Annotated in this window: 4 protein-coding genes; all 4 read right to left on the bottom strand. The window is 69.3% G+C overall.

Annotated features, from left to right (window positions below; all coding sequences use genetic code 11):
* Nucleotides 1-1,271 (bottom strand): TrbI/VirB10 family protein (locus VJS38_RS16860; protein WP_324089309.1); only part of this gene is annotated, 1,271 nt, incomplete at its 3' end.
* Complete coding sequence (gene trbG, locus VJS38_RS16855; RefSeq protein WP_324089308.1) at nt 1,268-2,302, bottom strand: P-type conjugative transfer protein TrbG; 1,035 nt, start codon at nt 2,300-2,302, stop codon at nt 1,268-1,270. The genes VJS38_RS16860 and trbG, both read right to left, overlap by 4 nt.
* Nucleotides 2,302-2,997: a conjugal transfer protein TrbF gene (gene trbF, locus VJS38_RS16850; RefSeq protein ID WP_324089307.1), complete on the bottom strand. Its 696-nt coding sequence runs from the start codon at nt 2,995-2,997 to the stop codon at nt 2,302-2,304. The genes trbG and trbF overlap by 1 nt, the downstream gene beginning before the upstream one ends.
* Nucleotides 2,997-3,194, bottom strand: coding sequence for a hypothetical protein (locus tag VJS38_RS16845; RefSeq protein ID WP_324089306.1), 198 nt, complete (start codon nt 3,192-3,194; stop codon nt 2,997-2,999). Before VJS38_RS16845 ends, trbF begins: the two co-directional genes overlap by 1 nt.
* Between the last annotated feature and the right edge of the window lie 92 nt (nt 3,195-3,286).

Raw genomic sequence — 3,286 nt, 5'->3', positions numbered from 1 at the left:
TCAAGAATGATGTCCTTGTTCACGAGCACTCGCAGGGGGTAGCCGGCGCGGACCTGGATGGTCGGCTGGCGATCGAGGCCCTTGTTGACGATGCGGTCTCCGACGCGGCTCGCGTCGCTGGCGGCCGTGGACGCGCCGGTGTTGATCACGGTCACGCTGCCGTCATTGCTGGCCGCGCCTTGCGCTGCGGCGCTGCCCACTGACAGGATCGCCGAGACCAGGACGCCGGCGGCCACGGTACCCCAGTGATGGTTCACCTGGTCAGTGAGGCCGCTCGCGCCGCTCGGGTCAGCGCCTTCCATTGCGCCGATGTTGATGGAGTAGCCGTTCGGGAAGACGATCCGGTTCCAGGTGATCAGCGCCCGGTTCTGACCCCAGGCGACCTGGCTGTCGTACTGCCCGATCAGTCGAGCGCCTTGCGGGATCAGCAGGAAACGGCCGGTGATGTGGTCGTAGACCGGCTGCGTCACCTGGGCGACGATTTCTCCCGGCAGGTCCGAGTTGAGCGCCGTCACCAGCGCCGCCGGAATGATGGTCCCCGCCTTCACTTCATAGGGCGAGCGCGGAGCCTCGAGGCGGCCACGGATGTAGTCGTCGGTTTGGCCTTGGCCGGCGAACGCCCGCTTCTCGTCCTGCCCGCTTCCAGTCAGCACATTGATCCCAGCCGCCGCAGGCCCGCTGTCGGACGCCGGGAGCAAGGCCGCCGCGCGAATCGGCGCGCCCGTCTGCGCCGCGCTCGAAGGCGTGTTGCCCGGAAAGAACACGCCGGCCGAGCGCGCGGCCAGCGCCCGCTGATAGGCCTCCTGTTCGGCCGCCTGCTGACGCTGCGCCAGCGCGTTCGCCTCCGGCGATCCGGCCGCCGCCACGCCTGTGGCGCCGGACGCGCCCGGCGAGGCGGCGCTGATCGCCGAGTCCGGCGTGCAGTTGGCGTAGCCCGGATACTGCGAGCACGGCATGGCGACGGTGGCCGTCCCGTCGTCGGCCTGGGCGATCACCGTGTCCTTGTAGTTCGGCGGTTTGAGGTTCGGCGGCGGCGCGACGGGCGCGCTCGCCGCGGGGTCCTTGATCTTCTGCTGGTGCGCCGCTGCGTCGGCCAACCGCGCGCCGAAGAAGATCGCCAGCACCGCCCCCGTCGAGCCGAGCGACAGCACGAGGAACTTGCGGTTGATCTTGGTCGCCGGTTGGCGCGCGCCAACCATCCGAAACGCGCCGCGTTTCGCCTCGACCGGCGGCTCCGTAGGCTCGATCGGAGGGGTTTCGATGTCGCTCATTGCATCGTGCTCCGAGGACCGGTGGAGGTGATCCGCACGATGGTCTGCGGCTTCTCGCCCAACCGCAGCTCCGCGACGCCGAAGAGGCGATCGACGACGTAGTAGCCGTTGGAGAAGCGGTAATTGACGAGCTCGGCCCCGCCGTGCTGGCCCACGAGGAAGAGAGGCGGGGCCTCGCTCGAGGCGAGGTTCGACGGGAACTGGATGTAGGTCTTGGACCCGTCGTCGAAGACGCGGACCGGCGTCCAGCGCGGCGGGCTGGCGCTGTGGAACAGGCCGCCGCCGGCGGCGCCCACCGGCCGGATGTCGTAATTGAAGTTGAGCCGGCTGACGTTGAGGTTGGTGTCGACGACGTTGGCCTGGCGCGCGAGCGTCTGCACGGTGGCGACGGCCCGGGTCAGCTGCAGCTCCCGCATCTCATCGGCCGGGTACTGCCAGCTCACCATGCTGGTGAAGACCGGCTCTTCGTGGCTCACCGCCTCGATCATGTAGACGCGCTGATCGGTCGTGAGCACGATGTTGGTGCGCTGGCCGCCCTGCAGCGGCTTCACCAACACCAGGGTCTGCGGGAGCCCGCCGCCGTTGCTGGCTCCAGCCGTCTCGCCGATCACCCAGCGGACCGTGTCGCCGGCGGCCTTGCTGATGAGCTTCTCGCCGGGCCGAAGCGCTATCACCGTCAGGAACCGCGGGCTCGCGTCGATGCGATAGATGCGGTTCGGCTCGAAGGCGTAGACCTGGTTGCCGTTCACGAAGCTGGCGGAGCCCGGGGTCGCCACGGCGCGGCGATAGGCCGAGCGAAGGACCGGTCGGTCTTGCCACCGGTGCGCGTGCACGGGCGAGTGGTAGGCGCCCGGCGCGCCGATCGTGCTGGCGGCCGGGACCGCTGAGGCCGTAGGCGCGGTCTGCCCCGCCCGGACCTTCATCGGCTGGGGCGGAGGAAGTTGAGCCTGCGCCACGCTGGTCGCGGCGGCGGCTACAGAGGCGAGGGCGAAGATGGCGGCGAAGCGCCCGGCGGCGGTCGCAACGGACATCAGGAGAGCTCCTGCGAGATTTGGACCGAGTTGATGAAGATCCCGAGAGGGTTGCGCCGGAGCGCGGCCTCGTCGTGCGGCGGCTTGACGATGGTTCCGAAGATCCCCGTCCAGTGGGTGATCTTGGGCACGTCGCCCTCGCGGTAAGCGGTCTCGGTCCAGTTCGCCTGGAAAGTGTTGGGGGAGCGCTGGATGACGGCCTGGACCTGCACCGTCACGGCCTGGTTCGGCGTGGCCTGTGCGCCGGCCTGGCTCGCCTTCTCCATCTCGTCGAGCTGGCCGCGGCCAGCGCCGTCGACGAAGTTGTAGGCCCGAAGCGCATTGGCGGCGTTGACCACGGCGTCGGTGGGCGAACGCGAGCGGATCCAGTTCACCCAGTCGGCGAGGAAGTAGGCGGTCTCAGCCTTTGTCGGCTGATATGCGCGGCCGGCGAGCTCGATCTTCCCGGGCCGGCCAGCCTGATCAACCGGTACGACGTAGGTCGCGACGTGGGTGTTGGACCGCTCGGCGATGTAGCCGGCGAGCGTGACGCCGGTGATAGCCATCGAGGCGAACGCGGCCAGCCGCCAATTCGCGGCTTGGGCTCGGGCCGAGCCGATCCGGTCGTCCCAGACCTGCTGGGCTCGCATGTAGGGAGTTTCGACGGGCGCGGACGCGCCGAAGGCGCGCGGCGTCCTTTTGAACGCGCTGGGCATCAGTCCTCTTCCTGTTCGGCGGTTTCAGCGACGCTCTCGGCGTGGCGCTGCTGGGCGTACTCGACGTAGCTGTCGAAGCTGTACTTGCTGGCGAGCCCGGGGTTGCCCGACGACCAAAGGTCATAAGACCGGCGGGCGGCGGCGAGCTGGGGCGCTGAGAGCGATGAGAGGCCGCCGGGCGTTGCGTACCAGGCCATATTGGAGCGGCCGGAAGCGGAGGCTGAGGAGGGTTGGTCTGCGGACCCCGAAGGCGTGGAAGTTGACGAGGGAGAGGGGGGCGACGGTGTCG

Origin of the sequence: Phenylobacterium sp., assembly GCF_035276905.1 — a bacterium.
Lineage (GTDB): Bacteria > Pseudomonadota > Alphaproteobacteria > Caulobacterales > Caulobacteraceae > Phenylobacterium.
The sequence above is the reverse complement of the archived record's forward strand: the minus strand, read 5'-3'. Positions and strand labels throughout refer to the sequence as shown.

What these genes read in the sequence shown, in the direction of transcription:
- VJS38_RS16845 (WP_324089306.1), bottom strand. Translation starts at nt 3,194, where the DNA reads ATGGCCTGGTACGCAACGCCCGGCGGCCTCTCATCGCTCTCAGCGCCC.
- trbG (WP_324089308.1), bottom strand. Translation starts at nt 2,302, where the DNA reads ATGTCCGTTGCGACCGCCGCCGGGCGCTTCGCCGCCATCTTCGCCCTC.
- trbF (WP_324089307.1), bottom strand. Translation starts at nt 2,997, where the DNA reads ATGCCCAGCGCGTTCAAAAGGACGCCGCGCGCCTTCGGCGCGTCCGCG.